The following is a 26,625-nucleotide window of genomic DNA, read 5'->3' on the forward strand; positions in this document are numbered from 1 at the left end:
GAAGAATGGATCTTCTTTCCCCAGGATCAAAAAAATAGCCCGCAGATTTTGAGGAATCTACGGGCGCTGTGGTGGCTGATAATAGCCGGTCTGTTAATATGTATTTAAGGAAGTATTACCAACTTCTAGCTCCTCCAGGAGGTGGCCCACCAAATCCTCTTGGCCCACGCTCTTCCTGCTCTGGTTTTTTGAATTTGCCTATTATATATGTGAAAGTGATGAGGCCGTAGCTAGTGAGGACATTGGAATGCACATCCGAAACGGATACATCGGAAATGGTTCTGCTGATGCTGTTATTTTGACCTAACACATCAAATATACTGAGCTTCAACTCGCCTTTATTATCCTTCAGGAAGCGATAACCCGCTTCCACATTCCATAGCCAATAGGACTGGTCAAAGCCTTCAGAAAGCCCCGTATATAGGGTGTTGCTCATATTAGAATTTACAAATAGCTTTCCGTCATTGGGAGAGAAATAGAATTTGAAGTCCGTGATTTGAGAATAATAGTTGTTTTCCAAACTGCTTTGCAAGGTGCTATTGACAATACTATAGGTGCCTCTAGTGGCGAGGGTAAAGTCAAGGTTTTTGCTAATATTACTGGTCAATGACAACCTTTGGCTAAGACCAATGGTCTCATTATAGTTGATTTGATTATTGATCATGCCGGGGGTACGGCCGTAGCTTATGCTGGTGCCACTATTAAAATTTGATTTGGCGGCTGCCCAAGGGGCTCCATAGTTTAAGAATACCCGCGCATTCCAGTTGCCATTTAAGTTTACTGGCTGAGTGATCTGCCCTCCTTTTCTTAGCAGCACATCGTCATTGATCAGGGTATCCTGGTCAGCCACATAGGTGTTGGTACCAATATAGTTTCCCGTTACCGATGCTGTTGCAAATAGGAAGAAGGTCTTTGATTTTTCCATGTCAAACTTACCATAATTGGCGAAGAAGTTATGGTTATAACTTTGACCCAAGGTGGGGTCTCCAATGCTCAGCTGCAGCGGGTTACTGTTGTTGATGACATTCTGAAGCTGACTTACGGAGGGCTCGTTGGTGCTGGTACGATAGCGAATACGAATATTCTTTCCAGTTTCCCGAGACCTATAAGATAGACTGGCACTTGGCAGCAGATTATTAAAATCTCTTTGGAAATTCACCACTTCGGGAAAGACGGCTTCGTTATTTAGCTTTGCATACTGGTAATTTAAGCTCATATCAAGATTCCATCCGTCATCACTCCAGCGATATCCTAAACCTGTCGTCTGGGTGGTGAAGTTATTGTCAAATTCATTACTAAGCGCCGTGTCCAGGACCATTAAATTGCTCTCCTGGGCTAGAATATACGTTTTCTGATCTGCGGAGCTTTTATTGTTTCCTACAGAGTAGCTTAATGAGGCGATGGATTTTTCTCCAAGAGGTTCGGTATAGGTGATATTGGCTCTATAATTAAAGCCATCACTGAGGTAATTTGTTTCCTGAAAAGTGGTATCGATATTTGACCTTACAAAATCGGTGTTTGCACTGAGAAGGTCTGTGAGCTGATCTTTTTTATTCCAGCCCGTATATATATTGGTGGAAATGGTCCTGCCCTGCTTGTCAAATTTATAGCGATAGGTCAGGTTATTCGAAAAGTTGTAGCCATTGGAAGTACGGTCATTCAGGGTCCTCGCGGCACTGAGGGAATCCTGTTCTGAACCAATATTTAGTCCATCCGTATCACTCAGCCGGCTATTGTCCTGGAAGCTTACCTTTGGACTAATGATGAGGCTATTTTTGTCATTGATATCATACTCTATTTTCCCACTGAACCGGTGATTATAGTTTTTGGTGGTGCTTAGAAGTCGCTCCTGATAGTATTGGTAAGTATCTTCAGAGAGTAGGGTTTCGGTATTGGTGATTTGGCTAAGGGTATTATTACTATTATTAAAGAAATAATTTCCTGAAAAATTGGTTTTTTCACCCCACTTATCACTGTAGTTGATGCCAAATGAATTGGTTTTTGAAATGCCACTATCATCTCCGGTGAGGAAGCTATCTCCGCCAGAGCTATTTCCTGGTCCGCCTCCTCTACGTCTGCCACCGCCGCCGCCACCGCCAGATACGCCAAGCAGATCCTCGGAGGAGAAGTTTTGTTGATTGATATTATTTGATAAACCGATGATGGAAAATCTTTTGTCTCCCTTGAAGAAATTTATATTTCCTCCGCTATTATAGCGATCATCAGTTCCATATCCAGCATAGGCCCTGCCAAAGTAGCCGTTTCGCATGTTTCCCTTAGTGATGATATTGATAGTTTTACTATAATTGCCATCATCCAGGCCTGTGAGGCGGGATTGATCGGATCTTTGGTCGAGGATTTCCACCTGGTCTATCATGTTTGCGGGTAGGTTTTTCAGAGCGATATTAGGGTCGTCCCCAAAAAACTCTCTGCCATCGACCAGCACTTTCTTGACATCTTCCCCTTGGGCTTGGATCGTTCCATTTTCGATTACCACTCCGGGCAGTTTGCTAATAAGGTCCTCGGCGTAGGCATTTTCTTTGGTTTTGAAGGCATTGGCATTAAATACCGCCGTGTCTCCTTTCATCTCACCTACGGGCGTCTGACCTTCCACCAGGAATTCTCCTAGCTCTTTGCTGTCTACCATCAGTTTGATGGTTCCCAGGTCCACCGCTCCTCTACCCTCGATAGCCTGCTCATGGCGAGTGTAGCCGATATAGCTGATCTCAATTTTGATCTGCATAAGTCGTGGGCGTGCAAGGGTAAATTTCCCCTGGGCATCCGTCACTGTGGCAGCTGCGAGGCTGTCACTGGCACTTTTGATTAGGATATTGGCACCAATTAAAATTTCTCCAGATTCTGCATCCACCACCTGACCGCTTATACTAGGAGCGGTGCCTCCTTGACGATTCCGGGTGGGGCCTTGTTGCTGTGCCTGGGAGGCCTGAATCCCTAAGAATAGGCAAACACCAAAGCAAATAAAAGTAAATAGTTTTCTCATAATATTCCCTGTTAAGGCTGGTTAGACCTAAGAATAGTTGGGCGGTTTAAAGTCTCTTAGAAATAAACCCGTATTTTAGGACAAAGGGCTGCTTTTGAGGGATAGGTGGTAGGATTTATAGGTAAAGGTAGATAGACTCTATCATCGAATAAGGAAAATATTCCTTGAAATAATTTATTTAAAAAAATGCTTAGGACACTAGTCCTATTTATAATTATTTTCGTAATTTTCCGATAATAAGTAGAATAGTTTCATTTCCTTACCGGGATAAACTAAAAAATTTCTCAAAGTAACCACTAACCTATGACTGATATCCAAGCCATCGACCTCATTATAATCGGAGCCTACCTTCTACTGATCGTGGTCGTGGGGCTGTGGTACAGTCGCAAGAGTAAGAATACCAGTTCGGGGTATTTTCTGGCAGGAAAGTCCCTGACCTGGGGGGTGATAGGTGCTTCCTTATTTGCCTCGAATATATCCACCGTTCATTTGGTGGGTTTGGCGGAGTCAGGATTTAAGGATGGGATAGTTTGGGGGAATTTTGAGTGGTTTTCAGCTTTTGAGCTGTTGATCCTAGCCTTCGTATTTGTGCCGTTTTATTTGAGAAGTAATATTGCCACTTTACCCGAATTTCTGGAGCAGCGATATGATAGCCGGTCCAGAGTGATCCTGGCTATATTCAGTATATTGGCGGCTTTATTTATGCATATAGGCGTGAGTTTTTATGCTGGAGCGATTGTTTTTGAAAAGATTTTTGGCCTTGATATATTGGTTTCGATTATTATCATCGCGGCGGCCACAGGGGTTTATACCATTATTGGTGGTCTTACTTCGGTGGTGGTGACGGAGACGGTGCAGACGGTTATCCTTATTTTAGGCTCCTTGGCCATTACGGTGCTGGCGATTTATAAGCTTCCAGAAGTGGGCATTACTAGCTATGAAGGGTTGAAGAATGCAGTGGATCCCGACCGGCTAAAGGCGGTGAGCTTTGATAGTGCACGGACTGGATTTACTTTTATGGATATGCTCACAGGTCATTTGGTTTTGGGGATTTGGTATTGGTGTACTGACCAGACCATCGTCCAGCGGGTGCTGGGTGCAAAGTCCGAGAAGGAGGCGAAGCTGGGGGCGATATTTGCTGGATTTCTGAAGATTTTGCCGGTATTTATCATGGTCGTTCCAGGGATTTTAGCTTTTGCCTTATTTAAGGATGAGATAGGAGCGGATACCAAGAGCGTGTTACCCATCATGATTTTGAATTTGCTTCCTGTAGGGCTAAAAGGCCTGATGATCGCGGCATTATTGGCAGCAGTCATGAGCAGTGTAGCGGCAGCATTGAATAGCTGCTCCACCCTGATCGTTTTTGATGTATTTGCTAAGATCAACCCGGGCATCTCGGATAAGAGTAAGGTGAGAATAGGCCGGATTACGGGCGTGGTGGTATTGGTCATGGCGGTGGCCTGGTCCCCATTTTTGGGTAATCTGGGAGCAATATTCGAATTGATTAATCAAATGTTCAGCATTTTTGCGCCATCTATCGTGGCAGTTTTCCTATGGGGGGTGATATCCACCAAGGGTACTTCCACCGCGGCTTTCTGGACCTTACTAGCTGGTAGCACCTTTGCCGCTGCGGTTTTTGTGGTGGAGAAGTATATCCCTATCAATGACATTCCAAATTATATTTCCAGTGCGGATGGTCTGGGCCTGAACTGGCTGCGACAGACCTTCTTTTACTTTATCGCTTCCACAGTCATATATAGCGTAATCAGTTATTTTGACCCCGTGAAGGCGGAGGTTCCTGATAACTTTTATTTGAAGGTAAAACAGCCTTCAAGACAAGTGAATATATTGAGTGCAATTCTGGTGGTGGCCATGATTATCATTTATATTTTCTTTTACTAATCATGGGTATTTTAGATGATAATAGCCTTTGTTTCGTCTGGAAAGAACAGGTGGGCCTGCTTCCTACTGAGATTCGTGATTCTATTGAGGAAAGCGTGCATATAAGGGCCCTTCACCTCTATCAAGGAAGCGATACTCATCTGGGCTTAATAGAGATGGATGGGAATGCTGAGATTGTAATTCCCGGGAATATTCCTCTATTTCCAGCAGAGAAGATATTTACCAAAAGCCAAAGACAAAGAGAGCTGGGCATAGGCACAGGCTCCCCTTCCAAACCTGGTATCTCCACCAAATTGCTGGTCAGTACTTTAGAAATGGAATCTAATGCAGATTTGATTCATGAGTATAAGAATATACATCGGCAGGTATGGCCAGAAATAATTGCCAATATGAACCAGATGGGGATAGAGGAGATGGCTTTGTATCTCCATGGTTTCCGAGCTTTTTTGATCATGGAAGTTTGCGATAGCTTCGATATGGATCAAGAGGCTGAGCGCTGGATCGAGCTTCCAAAGGAGCGGGAATGGCAGACTTTTGTGAGCCAATTTCAGGGATCATCCGAAGCGGGAGATTCGCTTAGGAAATGGCAGATTATGCATCCTATAATGATGAAGCAATGAAGATAAAACAAGCAGCAATCTTACCAAAATCCCCTCGACCGATTGCCTTGATTGGGGCAGGGGGAATCGTAAAGGACGCCCATCTTCCCGCCTATCAGATGGCAGGATTTGAGGTGATGGGGATTTACGATCCTGAGCTTGCCAAAGCCAAATCCCTGCAGGCACAATTTGGTATGGTGAAGAATACGTATGGTACGATGGAGGAACTTATCCGCGATGGGCAGCATGCTGGGGCGGTATTTGATATCGCGGTGCCTGCAAGCAAAACCCTATCCATATTGGAGCAATTGCCAGATGGATCAGCCGTCCTGATCCAAAAGCCAATGGGTGAAACCATGGAGGAGGCCAGGGCGATTCTGGAGAGGTGTGAGCAGAAGAGATTAGTCGCTGCGGTGAATTTTCAGCTTCGGTTTGCGCCCTATATCACTGCTTCAAGGCAGCTGTTTGAAGAAGGTCTTTTGGGCCAAGTCTATGATATGGAGGTCAAAGTGGGTGTGTTTACCCCCTGGCATTTATGGGATTTCTTATTTGACTTGCCACGCATGGAGATTTTATACCATAGCATTCATTATATAGATCTGATCCGTAGTTTTCTAGGAAACCCCTCCAAGGTATATGCGAGCACCATAAAGCATCCCAAGATGCCCGAGCTGGCATCCACCAGAAGTACGATTATAATGGATTATGATGAATATACCCAGGCGCGGGTTATGACCAATCATGGTCATGAGTTTGGGCTAGATCATCAGGAGTCTTATCTGAAGATCGAAGGAACAAAAGGCGCGGTAAAAATTAGAATCGGCTTATCCCTGGATTATCCACGGGGAATGCCTCCCAAGATGGAATATACACTGCTGGAGGATAAACAAGGCTGGCGGGAATTGCCCCTTGAAGGAGGATGGTTTCCCCATGCTTTTGTTGGTACTATGGCGGCTTTACAGCGCTTTTACCTAGGGGAAACTGATATTTTGCCTCATGCTACAGCGGATGCTTATGACACCATGAGGGTGACAGAGGCGGCTTACCAGTCCAGTGACCATGGGGGCACACCATTAAAAGATATAAAATAACCGAAATATATTATGAATAAGTCAATAGTAATAAAAAAGGGTTTTGCCGAGGATGTACGTTTCCAGCTAAAAGATGGATCGGGTTCGGATGCCATTCATACCGTGCCTACTTATGCCTATGGGGTTTGCCATCTTCATACAGACAGTATGTTGCAGGGGGTAGGGCTGGCATTTACTCTTGGGGAGGGAAATAACCTCGTCAAAGATGCCATTACCTACCTTGTCAAGCATGTGGAGGGAAGAGAAATCAATGAGTTGATGGCGGATTTTGGTACGACCTATAAGCAGATGGTGGACGACCCTAATTTCAGGTGGCTGGGCCCTCATAAAGGAGTGGTGCATTTGGCATTGGCAGCAGTCGTGAACGCTTGCTATGACTTATGGGCAAAGTCCAGAGCGGTGCCTTTATGGCAGCTGCTGATCGAGCTGTCGCCAGAAGAGCTGGTCAACACCCTGGATTTTTCATATTATGAAGATATCCTCTCCCGGGAACAGGCCATTGAGCTGCTTCGCTCCAAAAGTGCGGGCAGGGAAATGAGAAAGAAAATTCTCGACCTTGGATATCCTGGGTATGATACCTCTGTGGGTTGGTTTAATTATTCGGACGAAAAAGTCGCTGATAATATCAGGCATGCGATGGATATGGGCTTCACCGCCATGAAACTGAAGGTAGGTTCCAAAGATCCTGCAAGAGATATCCGTCGAGCCGAAATGGTCCGCAATATCGCAGGAGATAAGGCCACAATTATGTTTGATGCCAATCAGCAGTGGAATTTGCCTCAAGCCATTAGCATCTGCAAGAGCCTATTGCCTCTGAATCCCTATTGGATAGAGGAGCCAACTCATCCGGATGATGTATATGCTCATGTGGCCTTGGCGGAAGCGGTACCTGTGAAGTTAGCGCTCGGTGAGCACGTCCCCAATAAGATACTTTTCAAGAATTTCCTCCAGTCGGGATGTATGAGTTTTAATCAGGTCGATGCGGTTCGAGTTGGTGGTGTATCAGAATTTATCCTGATCAGTTTGTTATCGAAAAAATTTAATATCCCAGTCGTCCCTCACGTAGGAGATATGGGGCAGATTCACCAGCATTTGGTCTTATTTAATCATATAGCGATGGATCACCCTGCCTTATTGCTGGAGCATATTCCTCATCTCAAGGAGGCGTTTGTCAATCCCGTGGAGATTGTGAATGGCCGGTATAAAACACCTCACACACCGGGAATGAGTGCTGATCTGAAATAGTCAGGTACTAGATTCTAAAAATTCTATTTGTGAGAATAATCAGTATTGGGTTCAGTACATTCAATTTTGAGCCGAAGGCGACCAAAAGAAAATCAATAGAGCTAGCCGCTAGCCAAGTCAAAGGCCTGAGGTGCAGGCATAGGCTGCTGGTAGCTAGCTTATGACTGCTGAATATTTTATTGCCTCCGGCAAAATGATAAGGGGCTAGTCCTGACGCAAGATTATTAAATCGCTGTATTTTCTGATTCGGTGATAATGGACAAAAAAAAATCAGTTGGAATGAACGATGGGTTCAGCCAACTGATTTTTTTGTTTAAAATGACCAAGGCAATTTTTTAGCCTCAGGCATTGGTAGGAATAGGTACTGGATGGATAATACGCTGATAGTCAAATGACGTAACCTCGACTATGCGAAGGTTACGTCTATTTGTAGGGCTATCCGTACTCGCGTCTATCTATATTATTCCCATCCTTCAGTTTGTACTAAATTTGGATTCAGCGATAACTGGTTTACAGGTATAGGGAAGTAGTAATTTTTGCTTTCGTCAAACTTATAAGTTTGATTCGAAATGATGTATCCTGCTGCATTCAGGTTGACCTGGCTGCCGAGGACAAAATCATCTGCATTGGCGATATCCGTAGAGTTCCACTTAAGGCCCAGCACAGGCTGAGATAGCTTAGTGCCTTTTTTCCATCGCATTAGATCGTCAAATCTGAATCCTTCAAAAGCGAGTTCTACTCTCCTTTCTCTTTGGACATCAGCTATGATTGTCGCTGGGTTCAAGGTCAGATTGGCTACACCCGCCTTGGCGCGAAGCAGATTGATGGAGGCATCGATGTCTCCCTGGCTGATGGTGCCTAGTTCGGCTTTTGCTTCAGCTAAGATGAGCAATACTTCCGCATAGCGAATCAAAGGAGCATCAGTAAAAGCTCTGTCCCATGACGCCATTTGATCCATCTCTTCATTGTAAAACTTGGCCACTTGGTAGCCGGAAGGAGAGGCGGTATTGACGATGCCTTTAGGATCCCCGATTATATAGAGTTTATCAGTAACGAAATAGGTATTGGGCTGCGCAAATGTCCCTGCTAATCTACCGTCTCTGTTGGCAAATTCCTGCGTGATGGTAGCGTCACCTTGGTAAAGTGTGCTCTGGTCTATTGGTAAGCCATCCACACATAGATAATCATTGATCAAATCTTTGGTACCTCCAAACTGCGCACCATCCACATGGGTAAGTACATTGGAGACGTTATTATAGAGCTGTAAAGCTTCGTCATAGTTCTTGAAGAAAACCACTTCTTTATTGCCCGATAGGTCTATATTGGAGAACAAATCATTATAGCCTTTGCTGGCGTCTATGATATATCTTCCGCTGTTGATGACTACCTGAGCAGAGGCTGCTGCCGCTTGAAGGTAGCTAGCTTCATCACCCAACCCGTGGTATTTTCTGAAAGTACCCTCGTGAAGCATGATTCGTGCTCTATAGGCTTCCGCAATTATCTTATCAAATCTATTGGCATCTGCAGAGGTGGCCATCCACTCTACCGCATAATCCAAATCTTCCTTAATAAATGCCATTACCTCATCTCTGCTGGCTTGAGTAGCATATAATGCTGGATCTTCCTCTGTGAGCACATGGTCGATGATAGGAAGTTTGCCGTATAGCTTCAGTTTATCATAATAATCTAAAGCTCTCAGCAACCTGGCCTCAGCGATATAGGGGTTTTTTTGGAGTACTTCTATGCTAGAGGCCTCGCTATTTTCGAGCATCTGATTGATGTCTCTTATCAAGTCCCAGCTCCAGTCTTGTCGGCCTGGAAGGTTTACCGTGTTGAGGCCCAATCGGGTGTCATCAGGCGTTTGCGCAAAGGAGTTATCACTGGCATTATCATCAGTGAGGATTTTTGCATTGAATCCACCACCGCCAAATCCCTGAGATTTAAAATAAACGCCATAAAGCTGGTTATTATAAGTCATCAGATCGGATGGGCTCTTCCAGAAGTTATCGTCGTTGATTTGGGTTTTTGGATAGGTATCCAAAAACTGATCGTTACAGCCAGCTGTTATCCAGACGCAGGCTAATAAATATATAGCTAATTTTTTCATGTCTTAGTTAATTATAATCCTCAATTAGAAACTTAGGCTTAAGCCGAAAGAAAGACGTTTTGATAAAGGATAAATTTTCCCTGATTGTCCTCCGCCATTATTGAAATTGGCACTTCCGAGGTTTCCTTGACCTGGATCAAGTACTTCAGGGTCGAAGTTTTCATTCAACTTGGTAAATGTCAGTAAGTTTTCGCCTGACACATATACTCTCAGATTGCTGATCTTAATTTTCTCCAATAAAGGAGCAGGTAGAGTGTAACCGATTGTCAGGTTTTTCAAGCGAAGGTAAGCCGCGTTTTGTAGGTAGCGAGTCTGTACCACATCATTACGGCCCAGAACCGCTCCTTGACTTGGACGGAAGAAGTAAGCATCCGGGTTTACTGGAAGACCATCAGATCCATCACTCCAGGTATTGTCCCAGTTGTAATCGGTCACGATCACGTTGCCATATCCTGCACCGCCAAACATCAATGGACCATCGATCCAGAAATCGCGTTTTGCTACTCCCTGGAAGAAGAGGTTCAGGTCAAATCCTTTATAATTAATACCACCTCTAATGCCATAAAGGTATCGTGGGGAGGCATTGCCGATGATTTTACGGTCACCAGAGTCATCCACGGTGTTTGCACCGCCATTGATAAAGCCGTCACCGTTGAGGTCTGCATAGTGCACATCGCCTGGAGCTACCAGGTTGCCACCGCCCAGAGGAGTGTGGTCTGCAGCATTATCGATTTCTTCCTGACTTTGGAATAAACCTACCGTTTCATAACCCCAGATTTCGCCAATAGTCTGCCCTTCATAGTAGGTCCCTGAAAAGGATTTAGAAGGGTTTTCATAGCGAGTGATTTCACCTTTAGAGTCAGATATTACAAAACTCAAATTATAGGAGAGGTCATTATTGATCTGGTCGTTCCATCCAAATGAACCTTCCCAGCCCTTAACTCTTAAGTCTGCGGCGTTTTTCTCAGGAGCTTGGGCTCCAAATACTCCTGGTAAAGCAGCGCCTGCAACTAGCATGCCTTTGGTGTCTCTCTGGAAGGCATCCAAGGTCACTTCTAATCTTCCTCTCAGGAAAATCATGTCCAATCCAATATCGGAAGAGGCGACATTCTCCCAGGTTCTATTATAAGCAAGAGGGTTTTGGGGATTAAGTCCCAAAGGTCTCGTACCTCCAGAAATCCAATCGGTCTGTGGTACGGTTACATAGCCTACGAAAGGGTACAGGTCTCCTGATACCTGGTTTCCAAGTTCACCATAGGAGCCACGAATTTTCAAAAGGTTTAGCCAGCTAATATCTTTCATGAATTCTTCGTCAGAAATTCTCCATCCCGCAGAGATAGAAGGGAAGAATCCGTAACGATCGGCCTTATTAAATCTGGAGGAGCCATCGTATCGGCCGTTGAACTCCAATAGGTATTTACCAAGGTAGTTATAGTTTACTCTCATGAAACCACTTCTCAATGCCCAGTCTGAATAACTATCAGTGATGATCGGGGTACCGAGACTATTGGATGTAGATAAGACATCATCCGAGATCAACATGGAGTTATAGGTATAATCCTGTCCGAATTTAGCTTGTTCCTGGTTAAAACCAACAGTGGCTTCGATACCATGTCCACTATCCCAGTCCTTGCCATATTTGCCATAAATGTCAAAAGCATAGTAATTATCTACATCGTTAGTTTTTGCGATATAAGAAGGTTCTGCTTCTGGAGTCACATTGAGGTTGTTCCATGGCTGAATAGAATAGAATTGCTTATTATTTCTTACCCTCTGTGTAAATTTAGGGTTATAGGTGAAATTGGAGAATACTTTAAAGTCCCCAAATTTCATTTCTATGCCAGCCTTGGTATTAATATTATAGTTTACCGTATTGTCTCTACCACCATCTTCGATAGTTGCTGTAGGGTTTAGTCGGTGAAAAGTAGCATAATCCACACCATCTTGTTCAAAATAGGGTGTCCATGTTGGTCTAGCTCTCCATACCACGTGGAAGATGGAGGGTCCATAACCTGATCCAGGAAGATTATGTACGTCCTGTTCTGATCTTGCAAAGTTTACCTGGAAGGAGGTGGTTAACCATTCTGTCACCTCGGTGTTTAGATTCGTATTGAAGTTATATCTTTCGTAAGAATCATTACCTAGTTTTACAATTCCATTTTGCTGCGCATAGGCAAATGAAGCTCTATAGGCAGTTTTGTCAGATCCTCCAGAGAGGCTGATATTATGGTTTTGGCCAGGAGCTGCTGTCGCAAAGACCTGGTCTGCCCAGTTGGTATTGGCATGCTCATAATAAGCAGTGCCGGAAGGTTTCAGGGTATAGTCGGTAGAGATTACTCCATCAACACGGTCTTTGATAAGTCCCAAATGCTCCTGATTGAATATCTGAGCACCATTAGTACTGCTTACCATGCTATTTACATATTGCGCATAGCGGTAGGAATCAGATTTTTCGGGGATAATAGTCGGCTGGGCCACGAAGTAGTTTCCGGAATAGCTGATCTGTGGCTTGGAGTTTTTTGATCCCTTTTTGGTGGTGATGAGTACCACCCCAAAGGCCGCTCTTGCTCCATAGATAGCTGCAGATGCGGCATCCTTCAGGACAGTAACACTCGCCACATCCTGTGGGTTGATATTATTGATATCCATCTGTGCACCGTCAACGAGCACTAAAGGCGCTCCGCCATTGATACTTGTAGCACCACGAATGTTGAAACTTGGCGTTCCCCCTGGTGTTCCACTGTTTGAGGCAATATTAAGTCCTGGCACCACGCCCTGAAGTCCATCTGTAAGGTTGGTGATCGGACGGTTTTCTAATACCTTGCTGTCTGTCATTGATACCGCACCCGTAAGGTTTCCTCGCTTCTGCGTACCGTAACCCACCACGATGACCTCATTCAAAGCACTGATTTCAGAACTTAGAGTGATATTGATCGTGCGCTGGTTTCCTATTGACACTTCCTGTGTGGCGTAGCCAATATAACGGAATACCAATACCGTCTCTGAACCACCTACAGCTATGCTGTAATTACCATCCAAATCAGTGATGGTCCCTTGAGTGGTCCCCTTTACTAATACATTCACTCCAGGAAGGGGCATATTGTCCTCCTCAGAAACGATGGTACCAGAAACTATGACCTCTCCAGTGGATTGGGCATTTGCCTGAAATCCGGTGAAAGAGAGCATCGCTATGCAGCCCATTATTATGAAGGAATACAAGCTGCTAAAGCTGGTGTTTCCTACTTGCCAAGTCGCTGTTGACTTGACTCCATTGTCGAATTTTTTCATAGAATTTTGATTAATTGTCTATTAATTTTTTTCAGCAAAAAAATATATAGGTCTATTGAACTAGAAATGTATATAATTTTACAATGTAACGCAATCATTTGGAAAAAAATTTGCATACGAAATATAATATGCATTTTAATTAGTTTAATAGATGTGTTATTAAGTAAAAAAATAAAATAAGTTATAAAAGTCTGAATTTGTTTTTCCTTTACTTTACCTTGCAAATCCTTCAATACATTTCTTTTTGCCTTTTTGCAAGATATTATCTAAGTGTCTCTGGCCATAAGCCCAATAATTAATCGGAAGATGTGAAAATTACAATTGTTGACTTTTTTAAAAAAAATCAAAGTGATCCGTATCAAGCTATTTACTCCCTATCCGTATGACACCATTTGACACAGATCAATAGGAAGGCCTTTGATAGGTCATCCCACCAAAACAAATGTTTAATTGCCCGATTTGGATATGAATGGACCGAAATAGTAGATTAGTGAAATAGGGGGTTTATCTCCCTCATCGAATCCAGTGATCTTGATTTTTATTGGTGATGAGAGTTTAAAAAATTACTCATGAGGCAAAAAAATAAACCGCAATTTCACCTTGACCTCAGTTTCTACTATTCGTGGGTCTGGGAAATGACTCAAGAATAATGAATTCTTTTGACATAGATAAAATTGCGGTGCTATTCGCTCAAGCGGATGTTATTTTGCTTGATTTAATATTTCTTGATAATTGATGCCCATATGACTATTATCATAAGTGGCGATTCCATCCTTGAGGATGATTACCTGCGGGGATTCATGATGAATCGCAAATTCCTCCGCAATAGCATTGGAAATGGAGCGATAGCTCAAAAGATCCAATAGGTAGGGCTGAATGATGTCGCTATCTGATTCCTTCCAGTTCCGCTGGAGTCTATTCCATGCCATGCCGCTGATGCTGCAGCTGGTAGAATGTTTGAAAATTAATACTGGCTGATGCTTGCTTTCTTCTTTGATCTGAGCGATCTGATCCAGGGTCTCTAATCTTTTCCAAGCCATATAAATAGTTCTTTTTTGTATGAGTTTTAATAACAATTTAGTCTCCAAAGATAGTTCATTCCATACAAATCAAGGATCATTGTTAATGCCTTGGCCACTTTGATTAGCCCAAAACTTAGGAAGCTCTATTGCTGAAGCTCATCGAATTCACAAAAATTAACAGATTTAATCTAGGCTCGACCTTGTCATTTTCCAATTCGTTTCGTTATTCTTGTAAGTTCTAGCTTGGTCTTTCCGGATGGAGATTTCTATTGCGGCAGCTCAAGCATCCAGAAAGGATCGCTATTTATATAATCAATACTTATACTAGGGCCCTTTTAGCCAATATTTATTTCTGAAAATAGCCTTTGTGGCATTCTTACACAGGTTTATTTCTATCAAGGGCTTAATTGTCATTTATGAAAAACAACTTCCTTATCCTTATTATATTATGTCTGGTGGTTTCCTGTAAAGGAATCAATCCCGACAAGCCAAAATACGATGGTGCCCCAATTAGCCTTCCAGATGCCATTTCCAAGGTGAATATGCCACTGGAAATTCCACTAAGCTATTTGGAGAAAAACCTAAATGGTCAGTTGGAGCAGCTGCTATTCGAGGATACCGGGTTGAATATGGGCAATGGGTTATTTGCTGATCTCAAGGTAGTCCGCACAGATGATATCCATCTGGAGGCGGTTGGCAATAATAAATTGCTTATTGAGCTACCCCTGCATTTGACTGGAGAGTTGAAGATCAATAAGAAAATATTCGGGCAGACCATCTCCACAGGGATTCCCTTTGATGAGCTGCTCGCCCCAAGGGTGAGTTTTGTGCCTGAGATAGGCCGGGATTGGGATGTGGGCATATCCTCACTGAATATCGAAAGCTGGGGAAGGTCGATGAAATTTAGTTTACTCGGCTATGAACTTGATTTTGGCCCTATGCTAAAAAAAGAGGTCGAAAAAATGCTGGTGAAGCAGCTAACAGCCACTAATAAAGGAAGGATTAGCTTCAAGTCCTTGATGGAAGATACTTGGAAAGCCTATGGTAAACCCATCAAGGTGGAGCAGGACGGCATTGATGCCTATGTCTATACCGTCCCTCACCGTATCAAAGTGAGTGAGCAGTTTACGACCGATCAGAAGTTAAAATTGCTCATAGGAATAGAAGGTGAGGTATTTACTCAGGTGGGTTCGGAGCCGAATTTGCAGCCTAGCCCATTGCCTAGCCTCTATTATAATGAGGATGAGCGTAATTATTTGGATATCACTTTGCCACTTTCCATTCCCTATGCAGACTTGGACCGCTATCTGAATTCCATGCTGGTTGGCCAGGATTTTAAGATGGATAGCAAGACCACATTGAGTCCCAAGGGTTTTGAGTCTCAGGCTTTCGGGGATAAAGCCTTGGTGAAAGTGGATTTTGTGGTGGGTCGAGATGGAAAGAAGGATATAGGCGGTAATATTTACCTTGTAGGAAAACCCACTTATGACCCGCTGAGGGAAGCGATCGTATTTGAGGATATGGATTTTGATCTGAATACCAAGAGTATACTTGCCAATAGTGCTGGCTGGTTGAAGCAGGGGGCAGTATTGGAAGAAATGAAAAAATATGCCGTGTATCCCATTGGGGAATATATACGGGCGGCTAGGCTGGAGCTTCAGCAGCAAGGATATATTGAGACGGATTACGCTTCTTTTCGGGTGGTTCGTCCAAACCTGGATGTGGAAGGTATCTATACCACGGAGGAGGATATCCGCTTATACCTTCATTCCACGGGGGAATTGGAAGTTCGCCTGAAGGATTAATAGCAGCATCGTGGCGCTGACTACCAGCGCATCAAATCCCCATACGTTTTGATGCCTCTTTTTTCGGCAAGTTTCAGGAGCTTGAGGAGTAGCTGAGCGGTGAGGAAGGCATCTCCTGCGGCAGTATGGCGGTCTTCGACCTTAATATTATACCGTTCACAGAGTTTGTCTAAGCTATAATCCTGAAGATTTATTCTGCTGGGATCATACTGTATGCCATGCTCCAGGCGCATTGCCAGGTCACCTGTATCCACGATGGGGTTGAGGATTCGCCTCAAGCCAAAGGGCTTGCAGACTTTCTCCAGCATCCCCAGATCAAAGCCAGCATGATGGGCCACAAAGATATCATTGGATAAATAAGGCAAAAGTCCCCGCACAAATTCACGGATCGGCAAGGGGTTTTTGGGCTGGATGATCTCGTGTATTTTTATGCTTGAGGCTGACTTCTTTTTGGAGACCAAATAATGTTCTCTGGAAGTTTCGATGATTATCCGCTGCTTTATGATCTTCACCCCACCAAAGGCCAGAATATGATCCTGCTTGATGTCCAGTCCCGTGGTTTCAGTATCCACCACCACGAAAGTAAGTTCTGTCAACAGCGTTTTCTTTGCTATACCAGAAGCAAACAAGGCCTCATAGCGTTTGACCATGGCGGATTTGATAGGCCTTTTTTTGAATAGCTCGAACCAACTCATTTAGCCTGGGATCATATTAGTTTGAAATCGTAAGGCTAGCAATTCCTGAATCTGATGGATAGGCGCAAAGGCGTTTTTCAGCAATTGTCGCTGCAGTTTTCCCAGAGATCTGGGGCTGATATATCTTCCGGAATTGCCAGAGCTGATCCCTTCCAGTGCCCGCAGTCGTAAGAAAATCTCGTAGGCACTGCCGGCTTCACGGTAGATCTCGGCATTTGCTGGCTCTAGTTCAGCCAGTTTCATATAGCGCTGGAAGGTGTTATTGATCCCCATCACTCTGTGGCTGAGGATGAGTAATCTGGCGGCATCCGCTAAGGGCATCATAGCGCGCTGCTTGATGTCAAAGCGATCCTGATGCTCTCCACTTTTCTCCACGATAAAATTCTTAAAAAAACCCAATGGTGGCGGGTTTTGAAGGGCGTTTTTTGCCATAAAATTCAAGAATGATTTCTGCTTATCGATCACCTGATACACATGGTCTGTCAGGGATTCCGCCAAGGAGCGCTCTCCATACACCGGTCGATAATCAAAAAAGATGGTCGCATGCAAGAGTGAGGATTCGTCAGGCCTATGGATCCAATTCGTAAAATAATTTTTCCAAACGGAAAGTGGCTGACACCATGCGGGATTGGAGACCATCAGATCCTGGGGACAAGGGGAAAAGCCGCAGCTTTCCAGAAGTAGGACGATCTGCTGCCCCAGCTTCTCAAAATAGGCTTTTGCCTGAGGCATTTGCTTCGCAGGCAGCTCCCCAAATACCAAAGCATTGTCTAGATCGGTACGAAGCATCTGCTCCTGCCGACCTTCACTGCCCAGCGATAGGAAGCAGAATGGCGTATCACAGACCTCTGGATATTCCCCATCGAGGTCCTTCTTCGCCAGCTCGATCAATCGTCGGATAATGACATCATTGATTTCGGTCATGATACTGGCCACAAAGTCTATGGCCACTTCATTCTCAAGGAAATACCCCAAGAGCCCTTCAGCACGGTTCCTGATCGCTTTAATTTCGTTGATCTCCCAGGTATTTAATAGGCCGTGGATGAGCACTGCCGGGCTATTGCCATGGGACAGGAAGACATCATGGTCGGAGATGATTCCTGTAATCTTGCTCTGGTCAGTGCCATCCTCGGTGAGGATGAGATGATGCAGCCGGTGCTTGATCATGGTCAGGTAGATCACGGGGAAGTCACTGCCTTTCTGAATAGTCCTGACGGGCTGGGTCATGATGGCAGACACAGGCGAATGATAGGGGAGTTCGGCAGCCACCATCCTGTTTCGCAGGTCCTTGTCGGTGATGATGCCCATTGGGAATGCCAATTCGTCTACAATTACAATGGATCCTACCTCTTGTTTTTGCATCATCCGGGCCGCTTGGGAGATGGGGATATCAGCGGTGCAGGTCAGCACTTCTGTGGGGAAATTGAGCTTTCCTTTTTCCATAAATAAGGAAAGCCCATGGTCAGAGGAGGGGTCACGAAGGAGCTTACGGGCTTTTTGGGATTGGGAAAGATCTGTCCGTACCACCACCTGCCCTGCTGCAAATCCAGCAGCAAAGTACAGGCTCACTTCACTGTTTTCTTTGAGAATCTTGTCGAAGGTCTCCACAGGAACGGCGTACAAAAGACTGTCTTCCGCCACATAGCCATTGAGCACATATGGCCGCTGACCGAGCAGAGCTAATACTCCAAACACTTCCCCCTCGTCACAATAGTCCTTTACCACCATCTTGCCAGCATCCTCATCGGTGAGGTACACGGAACCTTCCTTTAGAAGAAAAAAGTGAGGCTTTGCAGGATCACCCTTCATGAAGATGTATTCCCCTTGGGTATAATACATGAGCTCCACCTCTCTGGCCACGACCTCTAGCAATTCGCTCGAAAGAAAGCTAAAAGGAGGAAATCCTTTCAAAAACTCTTTTACTCTATTGACAATTACGTTGGACATGCTTAGTTATTAGGTCTTGCTTTCAGGGCCATTCTCCATGAAGCAGCTAATCTACTTAAAAAGTGCCAAAAGGAAAAAAACCATTTTCTATGAATGATTGGCGTCCGTCTGGCAATCATAAGGGGCTTGCCCGCTTTTCCTGCTCTTTCACCTGTGAGGATTTTTTAAGCTTGGGAGGCGAGATAATGGAGGACTTCTAAGGGGCTGAGATAGGAGTTTTTATTTAAATTCTTAATGGCCTTGAAATCAAGAAAGCCACCCCTTCTCATAAAAAGAAGATGGTGGCTTTCTTAGATTTCTGATCCTTATGATGGGTAGGAGGACCAATTTTATTGATCGTAAATAATACCCGATTAGTCAGAAAATGGAGTTTATTTCTCCACTCGATTTTTGATGATTTCTTCCACTACAGTAGGATCCAATAAGGTGGAGGTATCCCCCATATTTTCGAAGTTACCTTCAGCTACTTTTCGCAGGATTCGTCGCATGATTTTTCCAGATCGGGTTTTCGGCAGGCCAGAGACGATTTGGATTTTGTCTGGCTTGGCAATTGGCCCGATACTCTTGGTTATGGTGTCCTTGATTTCTCCGATCAGGTTAGCTTCGGTTCTGTTTTTCATATCACAGATGACATAGGCATAGATGCCTTGTCCTTTCACCTCGTGCGGATAGCCTACCACGGCGGATTCTATGACTTTAGGGTGTTCGTTGATGGCATTTTCGATTTCTGCCGTACCCATTCTATGTCCGGAGACATTGATCACATCATCCACACGGCCCAATATTCGGTAATATCCGTCATGGTCTCGCTTCACGCCATCACCTGTGAAATACATCCCAGGGTAGGTGGTGAAATAAGTTTGCTTGCATCTCTCATGATCACCATAGGTGGTGCGAAGCATTCCTGGCCATGGAAATTTGATGCAGAGGTTGCCTTCCACTGCTTTGCCTTTAAGTTCTTTTCCTTCAGGATCCACAATAGCCAGCTGGACTCCAGGGAGTGGCAGCGTAGCATAAGCTGGTTTGGTAGGAGTGATTCCTGCGAGTGGGGACACCATGATGCCGCCAGTCTCTGTCTGCCACCAGGTATCCACGATTGGGCAGCGATTTTTGCCGATATGGGTATGGTACCAATGCCAGGCTTCCTCATTGATGGGCTCTCCTACAGACCCAAGTACTTTTAGCGAATCCAGTTTATAAGGCTCTATAGGCTTCGTTCCGTGAGCTTCCAAGGCGCGTATGGCCGTAGGAGCAGTATAGAACTGATTGACTTTATACTTATCCACAATTGCCCAGAACCTTCCCGCATCTGGGTAAGTAGGTACGCCCTCAAACATGATGGAAGTGGCACCCGCCAAGAGAGGTCCATATACTATATATGAGTGGCCAGTGATCCATCCGATATCGGCAGTACACCAATAGACATCCCCAGGTGTATACTGGAAGACATTTTCGAAGGAGTATTTGGCATATACCATATATCCTCCGGTGGTATGTACGACGCCCTTAGGCTTGCCGGTGGAGCCGGAGGTATAGAGGATGAAGAGCATGTCTTCACTGTCCATCACTTCTGCGACATGGCTGTCTGCCTGGCCTTCGATGAAGTCGTGCCACCAGATATCCCGACCTTCTTTCATCACCACTTCTTGCTGCGTTCGCTGATAGACGATGACCGACTTTACGGTACTAGTCTTTTCCAGTGCCTCATCCACTAATGCTTTCACGGCAATTTTCTTGGTACCTCGGAAGTTGCCATCAGAGGTAAGCACCGCCACGGCCTCACAGTCATTGATACGATCCGAAAGGGCATTGCTGGAGAATCCTGCAAATACCACAGAATGGATCGCCCCGATCCTTGCGCAGGCGAGCATGGCTATAGCCGCTTCAGGAACCATTGGCATATAAATGATGACCTTGTCACCCTTCTTAATGCCGTAGGCTTTTAGCGCATTTGAGAATTTGCAGACTTCGTGATACAGGTCTTTATAGGTAAGCGTTCTCCCTTCCTCATTAGGATCATTGGGCTCCCAGATGATGGCAGGCCGGTCTCCTAAGGTGTATAGATGGCGCTCAAGAATGTTTTCGGTAATATTCAATTTTCCATTCACAAACCACTTCACATCTGGCCCTTCAAAATCCCACTCGAGGACCTTATCCCATCTTTCTTTCCAGTGAAATGAATCTGCTACTCTAGCCCAAAATGCTTCTGGCTCAGCGACACTTTTTTGATATTCATGAAAATAACCACTAAGGGTGTGAATTCTATCACTCATGGTATATGGTGGATTTTAGGTTTAATATTAATTCAACGTCTCGAACATATTTCTTAACGTCTCACTAATTTAATTATTTTGTTTAAGAAACTAATATTTGTCGAAATATTTTAAAAAGAATGATCAGACAAATAGTATTAATAGCTTTCTAAAACTAATCAAATAATCCGCCAATTCTATAAGAATCGGCGGATTAGGAATGATAATTCTATGAGTGGTGAATGGCGAAGGCTTAATGATCTTGCGCAGCGCCAGCACCACGGGGAATTCGAATTTCTTCTACCAGATCCTGCACAGCTTGTGGAGGGGCGGGGGTAAGGCTGGAGACGATCACACCTACGATGGCATTCAGCACCATACCTAAGCTGCCAATTCCCTCGGGAGAAATCCCAAACCACCAATGTTCCTCCGATAAGGACTCTATGGGCAAACCAAGGAGGCTATTACCAAATTTGAAGTAGGTGATATAGCCTATGGTGAAGATCAGACCAGTGAGCATACCGGCGATGGCGCCTTCCTTATTCATCCTTTTGGAGAAGATTCCCATGATAATAACTGGGAAGAAACTCGCTGCCGCCAAGCCAAAAGCGAATGCAACTACCTGTGCGACGAAGCCGGGAGGATGGACACCAAAATACCCGGCTACCATCACCGCCACTGCGGCGGCCACCCTAGCAATAAATAACTCTTGCTTATCAGAAATCTCTGGGTTAAAGTTCTTCACAAGATCACGGCTGACGGAGGTGGAGATCACCAACAGCAAGCCTGCGGCGGTGGACAATGCCGCTGCCATTCCCCCTGCCGCGACCAGGCCCACGACCCAGTTCGGTAAGTCCGCTATTTCTGGGTTGGCAAGGACCATGATGTCCTTGTCTATGGTGAGCTCATTGGCTTCGGGATCAGCTAAGTATTGGACGATTCCATCTTGGTTCTTATCGTCGATTTTTATCAAATCGGTTTTTCTCCAATTCTCCACCCAGTCGGGTAGATTATTGAGAGGCTTCTCGGCCACCGAATTGATGGCATTATAGATTCCAAACGCAGATACCGCAGGCGCGGTGGTATATAGGATAGCGATAAAAAACAAGGCATAACCAGCAGAAAGTCGTGCGTCCTTCACACGAGGAACGGTAAAGAAGCGGACGATCACATGGGGAAGACCCGCTGTACCCACCATCAGGGCCATGGTGATGGCAAACATATCGATCATACTTTTCTTCCCTTGGGTATAAGCATTAAATCCTAAATCGGTGAGCACCCCATCCAGCTTATCCAAAAGGTAAGCGCCATCTTCGACTCTTCCTCCAAGGCCTAGCTGGGGGAAGGGGTTTCCTGTCAGCTGCATCGATACGAAGATCGCGGGCACCATAAAGGCAAATATTAGCACACAATATTGAGCCACCTGGGTGTAGGTGATCCCTTTCATCCCTCCCAGCACAGCATAGAAAAACACGATGCACATCCCGATGATGACCCCCGTATTAATATCTACTTCCAGGTACCTGGAAAAAACGATTCCTACGCCTCTCATTTGTCCAGCCACATAGGTGAAGGAGATGAAAATGGCGCAGATGACCGCCACCACTCGGGCTTTATTGGAATAATACCGGTCTCCGACAAAGTCAGGAACGGTAAATTTGCCGAATTTCCTTAAATACGGCGCTAGTAATAATGCCAGTAAGACATAGCCACCAGTCCATCCCATGAGATAAACGGAGCCATCATAGCCCGCAAAGGCGATAATTCCCGCCATGGAGATAAATGAAGCTGCCGACATCCAGTCTGCCGCTGTCGCAAGGCCGTTGGCCAGGGGAGAAACTCCTCCCCCTGCGATGTAAAACTCCTTGGTGGAGCCTGCCCGACTCCAGATTGCAATGCCAATATAGAGCGCAAATGAGAGCCCTACTAATATATAAGTCCAGGTTAGAATATCCATTTTTTAGGTTGGTTGGGGAAACTATTCGTTTACATCAAATTCCTTGTCCAGCTTATTGAGCAAACGGACATATACAAAAATCAAAATTACAAATACATAGATGGAGCCCTGCTGGGCAAACCAAAAGCCTAATTTGAAGCCCCCAAGTTTAAACTGATTTAAAAAATCGGCAAAAATAATTCCGCAACCAAAGGAGACGAAAAACCATACCGCCAATAAGGACAGAAGGATCTTTATATTCCTCTGCCAATAGGCTTTCATTTTTTGTTGATGATTCATAAGATGGATTAAATTGGGTAAAGAAACGCTTAGCGGCCGATACATGATGAGCTCCGCAATTTTCTGTCCTTTAAATAACAGCAAAAAAGATTGAAAATCCACCGCTCTCCAAAATAATTTAGACCATCAACCACACAGTGCAGTATAGTTCCTCGTCCCCGTGGCCCTTTGCAAGGCTATGGACTAGGCCTTGCTTCATGAGAAATGAAACATTTCCCAAAGTGTAAAAACTTGAAAACCCTAATAGATTAGAGGCTAAGCTCACCTTATTTCCTTCGCCGAAAACTCCCACAAAGATCAACCCCCACACAGAAGGCCTGGGCCCAAATTTCTTAAATCAAATCCCTCAGGGGTGCTTGTGGATATAAAAAATCGTTACCTCAGATCATATATTCAGAGGCAATGGCGATCAGGGCGGCAAAGATGCTTACGAGCAACCTATTAAGTTGTAATTTATGATGAGGGCTACTTTCGAAGAAAATGGTGGTAGAAATATGCAGGAACCCACCTGCTACCAGGCCGAATAATACATCCATGGCTTCTGCGGCCAGTATATGCTGAGAGAAGGCGATATCACTGATCACCATGCCCAATGGGCTGGCCAGAGCGAAAACCAATAAAAGCAAAAGCACCGTCTTGCGAGAGAGGCTTTCTGATAGCACCGCCACCAGAGCAAATGCCGCAGGTGCCTTATGCATCAGGATGCCAAATAGAAGGGTTTCTGTGCCATGATGATGACCATGTAGTGAAGGTTCCTGACTCAATAAAGTCCCTTCCAGCAAGGCATGAAGGGACAGGCCTATCATGATCATCCAGATGGTGTTTTTGGAAGAGGAATGCTGGTGAATATGTCCATGCTCTATTCCTGAAGACAAAAACTCTAATACCTGTTGCAGCAAAAAACCCAGAAGTACATACAGCCCCATATAGTAGGCGGTATCGGGATTAGCAAACAGCTCCGGAAGGATATGCAGTATGGTAATGGAAAAGAGGTATGACCCTGCAAATACCAAAACCAGTTTGAAGCTTTTTTCCTGCCATTTTGGAATGGACAGTGCGAGCGCTCCTGCCAAAAAAGCAGAGAGAAATAAAATCAAGACGTTAACGAGCATAACTATTCTTTTTCGCCTTTAATATAAGATACATAAGGTGACAGCCCCTCGCTTACATAGGTCTTCATGCCCGTGCTATCATTATAGATAAGGAATACATCTAAATTTTCCTGCTGCTGCAAAGCGATGGCCCGCTCGGTGCCCATTACCATCATTGCGGTGGCATAAGCATCAGCCGTCATGCAGTCCTTGGCCACCACGGTGGCACTGAGCAAGCTGTGATTGACAGGATAGCCCGTCGAGGGATCGATGGTGTGGGAATAGCGCACGCTGTCTTTATAATAGAAGTTACGGTAATTGCCAGAAGTGGCCATGCCTTTATTATCCAGGGCTATGATGCCATAGAGGCCATTGTCTTTGGGGTCTTCGCTGGGCTGGTTTACACCTACTTTCCACAATTCCCCGTTTTCATTGGTACCTCTTGCGACCAGCTCCCCGCCGATTTCCACCAGTAGGTCCTTGATGCCTTCTTTCTGAAGATAGCCTGCCACCAGGTCCACGCCGTAGCCTTTGGCTAATGCCGAAAAGTCTAAATATACGCCAGGAGTCGATTTCCAGACCTTCTGATCATCAAATTGGATGTGCTCAAAACCTACCAACTTTAATAAATCCTGAATCTGCACGCTATCCTTCAGCTGCGCCCCGCCCGGACCAAAACCCCAGGAATTTACCAATGGCCCCACTGTAGGGTCAAATGCCCCCTGAGTCTGCTCATTGATGGCTTTACTTTTTTTGAGGATGGATGGGAAAAATTCCGTCAGATATGCCAGGGTGTCCTGCTGATTGAATTGGCTAAGCTCCGAATCAGAAATATAGGTGGACATGGACTGGTTAAAGGCCACCAATAAGGAATCTATCGATGGCTTAAAATCACGATTGTGCTGGTCTAAATACACCACCCTGTAGGTGGTGCCCATGGTTTTGCCAGTTATTACAACTTTACCCTCTTTCTCTGGCTCCGGTTCCTTATTTCCAAATTGATTTTGTCGGTACAGGAATACAATAAATACCGCCAACAAGAGGATGATGGAGTAGATGATGTTCTTTCGGGCATTATTACGCATGGTACAGCAGATTTTTTCGCAAAGTTAGCGCATATTTTAACATTTTACGACTAAAAAGCAATATTGTTGCAAAAGCAATTAATGGCTGGTTCCTAATAGTCTGAAGGCTGGTTTGGTCTTATTGCTCAAGGCTGATGCTGCCATCAGCAATATGGAAATAAGCAATATCCGCATCCATGCCTTCCAGGATCTTTTTGGTCCTCTCAGGGCGCGCATCGGTAATGAACAATTGACCAAACTCATGTGCAGCCACCAATTGCATCATCTTGCTGATCCTGAAATCGTCGAGTTTATCAAAAATATCATCCAATAATAAAATGGGTTTGGTTTGGGTTTCCTCTTTGAATACCTGAAACTGGGCGAGTTTTAGGGCTATGAGAAATGATTTCTGCTGTCCTTGAGAGCCGAATTTTTTGAGAGGGTAGCCATCTATTTCGAAGACAAAATCATCTTTATGAATGCCAGCATTACTGCGTTTGAGGATAAGGTCTTTTTGAAGGCACTGATGAAAATACTGCTTAAAATCTTCCTTACTGCATTGGCTGGTATAATGGATATCGACGGCCTCTCTTTGCCCAGAGATCTCTTTATAGTGATTAAGCAGCAGGGGCTTATATTTTTCTATAAAGCGGTATCGGTCTTCATATATGGCCATGGATAGCTGGATTAATTCTTGGTCATAAGGCTCCAGCAGGGCCCTGTCCAGCCGATCCTGCTCTGCAAAGCGCTTGATTAGGGCATTGCGTTGTTTTAGAAAATGCTGATAGCGCACAAGTTTTTGCAGGTAATTTTTGTCCAGTTGTGATAAGATACTGTCAAAAAACTTTCGGCGTTCCTCGCTACCTTCTTTGACGAGGGAGGTGTCATCGGGGGCGATTAGGACCACGGGCAGCAAGCCGATATGCTCACTTAGCTTATCATAGGCCTTTCCGTTTAGTAGGACTTGTTTTTTCTTTCTAGGCTCAAGGATAACTTGTATTTCTAGGTCTTTTTCGTTTTTGTCAAATAGTCCTTTGAGGGAAAAGAACTGCTGGTCATGCTGAATATTAAGGCTATCTATTGGGTTAAAAGCACTTTTAGTAAGACTAAGGTAGTATATTGCATCCAGCAAATTGGTTTTACCACTTCCATTAATACCGAGAAAGCAATTAATTTCCTGACTGAAGGAAGTTAGGGCTTTAGGGTAATTTTTGAATTGGATTAACTGTAATTGCTTCAGATGCATAAAAGGTCAGGTATAATGACCCTACAAATATTGT

General features: G+C 44.6%; 17 protein-coding genes. 5 read left to right on the plus strand and 12 right to left on the minus strand.

Features of this window, described 5'->3' with window-relative positions:
* Positions 1-115 precede the first annotated feature (115 nt).
* On the minus strand, positions 116-3,001 hold the full coding sequence (locus B050_RS0103780) for an outer membrane beta-barrel protein (RefSeq protein ID WP_018472558.1): 2,886 nt from the start codon (positions 2,999-3,001) through the stop codon (positions 116-118).
* A 303-nt stretch (positions 3,002-3,304) separates the two neighbouring features.
* On the opposite strand from B050_RS0103780, the gene B050_RS22010 reads away from it, so the two are divergent.
* The 4 genes from B050_RS22010 to B050_RS0103800 are packed head-to-tail and all read left to right on the plus strand — an operon-like array spanning position 3,305 to position 7,838.
* Entirely contained in the window at positions 3,305-4,903 is a 1,599-nt protein-coding gene (locus B050_RS22010) for a sodium:solute symporter family transporter (RefSeq protein ID WP_018472559.1), read from the plus strand.
* 2 nt (positions 4,904-4,905) lie between these two features.
* Positions 4,906-5,523, plus strand: a complete 618-nt coding sequence (locus B050_RS22820) for an L-rhamnose mutarotase (RefSeq protein WP_018472560.1) — start codon at positions 4,906-4,908, stop codon at positions 5,521-5,523.
* Positions 5,520-6,593, plus strand: coding sequence for a Gfo/Idh/MocA family protein (locus tag B050_RS0103795; protein ID WP_044201700.1), 1,074 nt, complete (start codon positions 5,520-5,522; stop codon positions 6,591-6,593). The genes B050_RS22820 and B050_RS0103795 overlap by 4 nt, the downstream gene beginning before the upstream one ends.
* Before the next feature lie 12 nt (positions 6,594-6,605).
* Positions 6,606-7,838, plus strand: a complete 1,233-nt coding sequence (locus B050_RS0103800) for an enolase C-terminal domain-like protein (protein WP_018472562.1) — start codon at positions 6,606-6,608, stop codon at positions 7,836-7,838.
* A gap of 460 nt (positions 7,839-8,298) precedes the next feature.
* On the opposite strand, the gene B050_RS0103805 is transcribed toward B050_RS0103800, so the two are convergent.
* From B050_RS0103805 to ytxJ, 3 genes are all read right to left on the minus strand, one after another.
* Positions 8,299-9,945 (minus strand): RagB/SusD family nutrient uptake outer membrane protein, encoded by a 1,647-nt coding sequence (locus B050_RS0103805; RefSeq protein WP_018472563.1) that lies wholly within the window; start codon positions 9,943-9,945, stop codon positions 8,299-8,301.
* A 24-nt stretch (positions 9,946-9,969) separates the two neighbouring features.
* Entirely contained in the window at positions 9,970-13,233 is a 3,264-nt protein-coding gene (locus B050_RS0103810; protein ID WP_018472564.1) for a SusC/RagA family TonB-linked outer membrane protein, read from the minus strand.
* 701 nt (positions 13,234-13,934) lie between these two features.
* Positions 13,935-14,273 (minus strand): bacillithiol system redox-active protein YtxJ, encoded by a 339-nt coding sequence (ytxJ, locus tag B050_RS0103820; protein ID WP_018472566.1) that lies wholly within the window; start codon positions 14,271-14,273, stop codon positions 13,935-13,937.
* A gap of 398 nt (positions 14,274-14,671) precedes the next feature.
* Between ytxJ and B050_RS0103825 the strand changes: the two genes are divergently transcribed.
* Positions 14,672-16,060 carry a DUF4403 family protein gene (locus B050_RS0103825; RefSeq protein WP_018472567.1) on the plus strand — a complete coding sequence of 463 codons (1,389 nt, stop codon included), beginning with the start codon at positions 14,672-14,674 and terminating at the stop codon, positions 16,058-16,060.
* 20 nt (positions 16,061-16,080) lie between these two features.
* Here B050_RS0103825 and B050_RS0103830 read toward each other — a convergent pair whose 3' ends face one another.
* The 8 genes from B050_RS0103830 to recF all read right to left on the minus strand — a co-directional run bounded on the left by B050_RS0103830 (position 16,081) and on the right by recF (position 26,591).
* Positions 16,081-16,755, minus strand: a complete 675-nt coding sequence (locus tag B050_RS0103830; RefSeq protein ID WP_018472568.1) for a 3'-5' exonuclease — start codon at positions 16,753-16,755, stop codon at positions 16,081-16,083.
* Entirely contained in the window at positions 16,756-18,702 is a 1,947-nt protein-coding gene (locus tag B050_RS0103835) for a DUF294 nucleotidyltransferase-like domain-containing protein (RefSeq protein ID WP_018472569.1), read from the minus strand.
* A gap of 371 nt (positions 18,703-19,073) precedes the next feature.
* Positions 19,074-20,975, minus strand: coding sequence for an acetate--CoA ligase (acs, locus tag B050_RS0103845; protein WP_018472570.1), 1,902 nt, complete (start codon positions 20,973-20,975; stop codon positions 19,074-19,076).
* A 232-nt stretch (positions 20,976-21,207) separates the two neighbouring features.
* Positions 21,208-22,911, minus strand: a complete 1,704-nt coding sequence (locus B050_RS0103850; protein WP_018472571.1) for a sodium:solute symporter family protein — start codon at positions 22,909-22,911, stop codon at positions 21,208-21,210.
* Positions 22,912-22,932: 21 nt separating this feature from the next.
* Positions 22,933-23,190 (minus strand): DUF4212 domain-containing protein, encoded by a 258-nt coding sequence (locus B050_RS0103855; RefSeq protein ID WP_018472572.1) that lies wholly within the window; start codon positions 23,188-23,190, stop codon positions 22,933-22,935.
* A gap of 380 nt (positions 23,191-23,570) precedes the next feature.
* Positions 23,571-24,302 carry a ZIP family metal transporter gene (locus B050_RS0103860; protein WP_026235610.1) on the minus strand — a complete coding sequence of 244 codons (732 nt, stop codon included), beginning with the start codon at positions 24,300-24,302 and terminating at the stop codon, positions 23,571-23,573.
* Positions 24,303-24,304: 2 nt separating this feature from the next.
* Positions 24,305-25,366 (minus strand): FAD:protein FMN transferase, encoded by a 1,062-nt coding sequence (locus tag B050_RS0103865; protein ID WP_018472574.1) that lies wholly within the window; start codon positions 25,364-25,366, stop codon positions 24,305-24,307.
* A gap of 118 nt (positions 25,367-25,484) precedes the next feature.
* Positions 25,485-26,591, minus strand: a complete 1,107-nt coding sequence (gene recF, locus B050_RS0103870) for a DNA replication/repair protein RecF (RefSeq protein ID WP_018472575.1) — start codon at positions 26,589-26,591, stop codon at positions 25,485-25,487.
* Positions 26,592-26,625 lie beyond the last annotated feature (34 nt).

Origin of the sequence: Echinicola pacifica DSM 19836 (assembly GCF_000373245.1) — a bacterium.
Taxonomy (GTDB): domain Bacteria; phylum Bacteroidota; class Bacteroidia; order Cytophagales; family Cyclobacteriaceae; genus Echinicola; species Echinicola pacifica.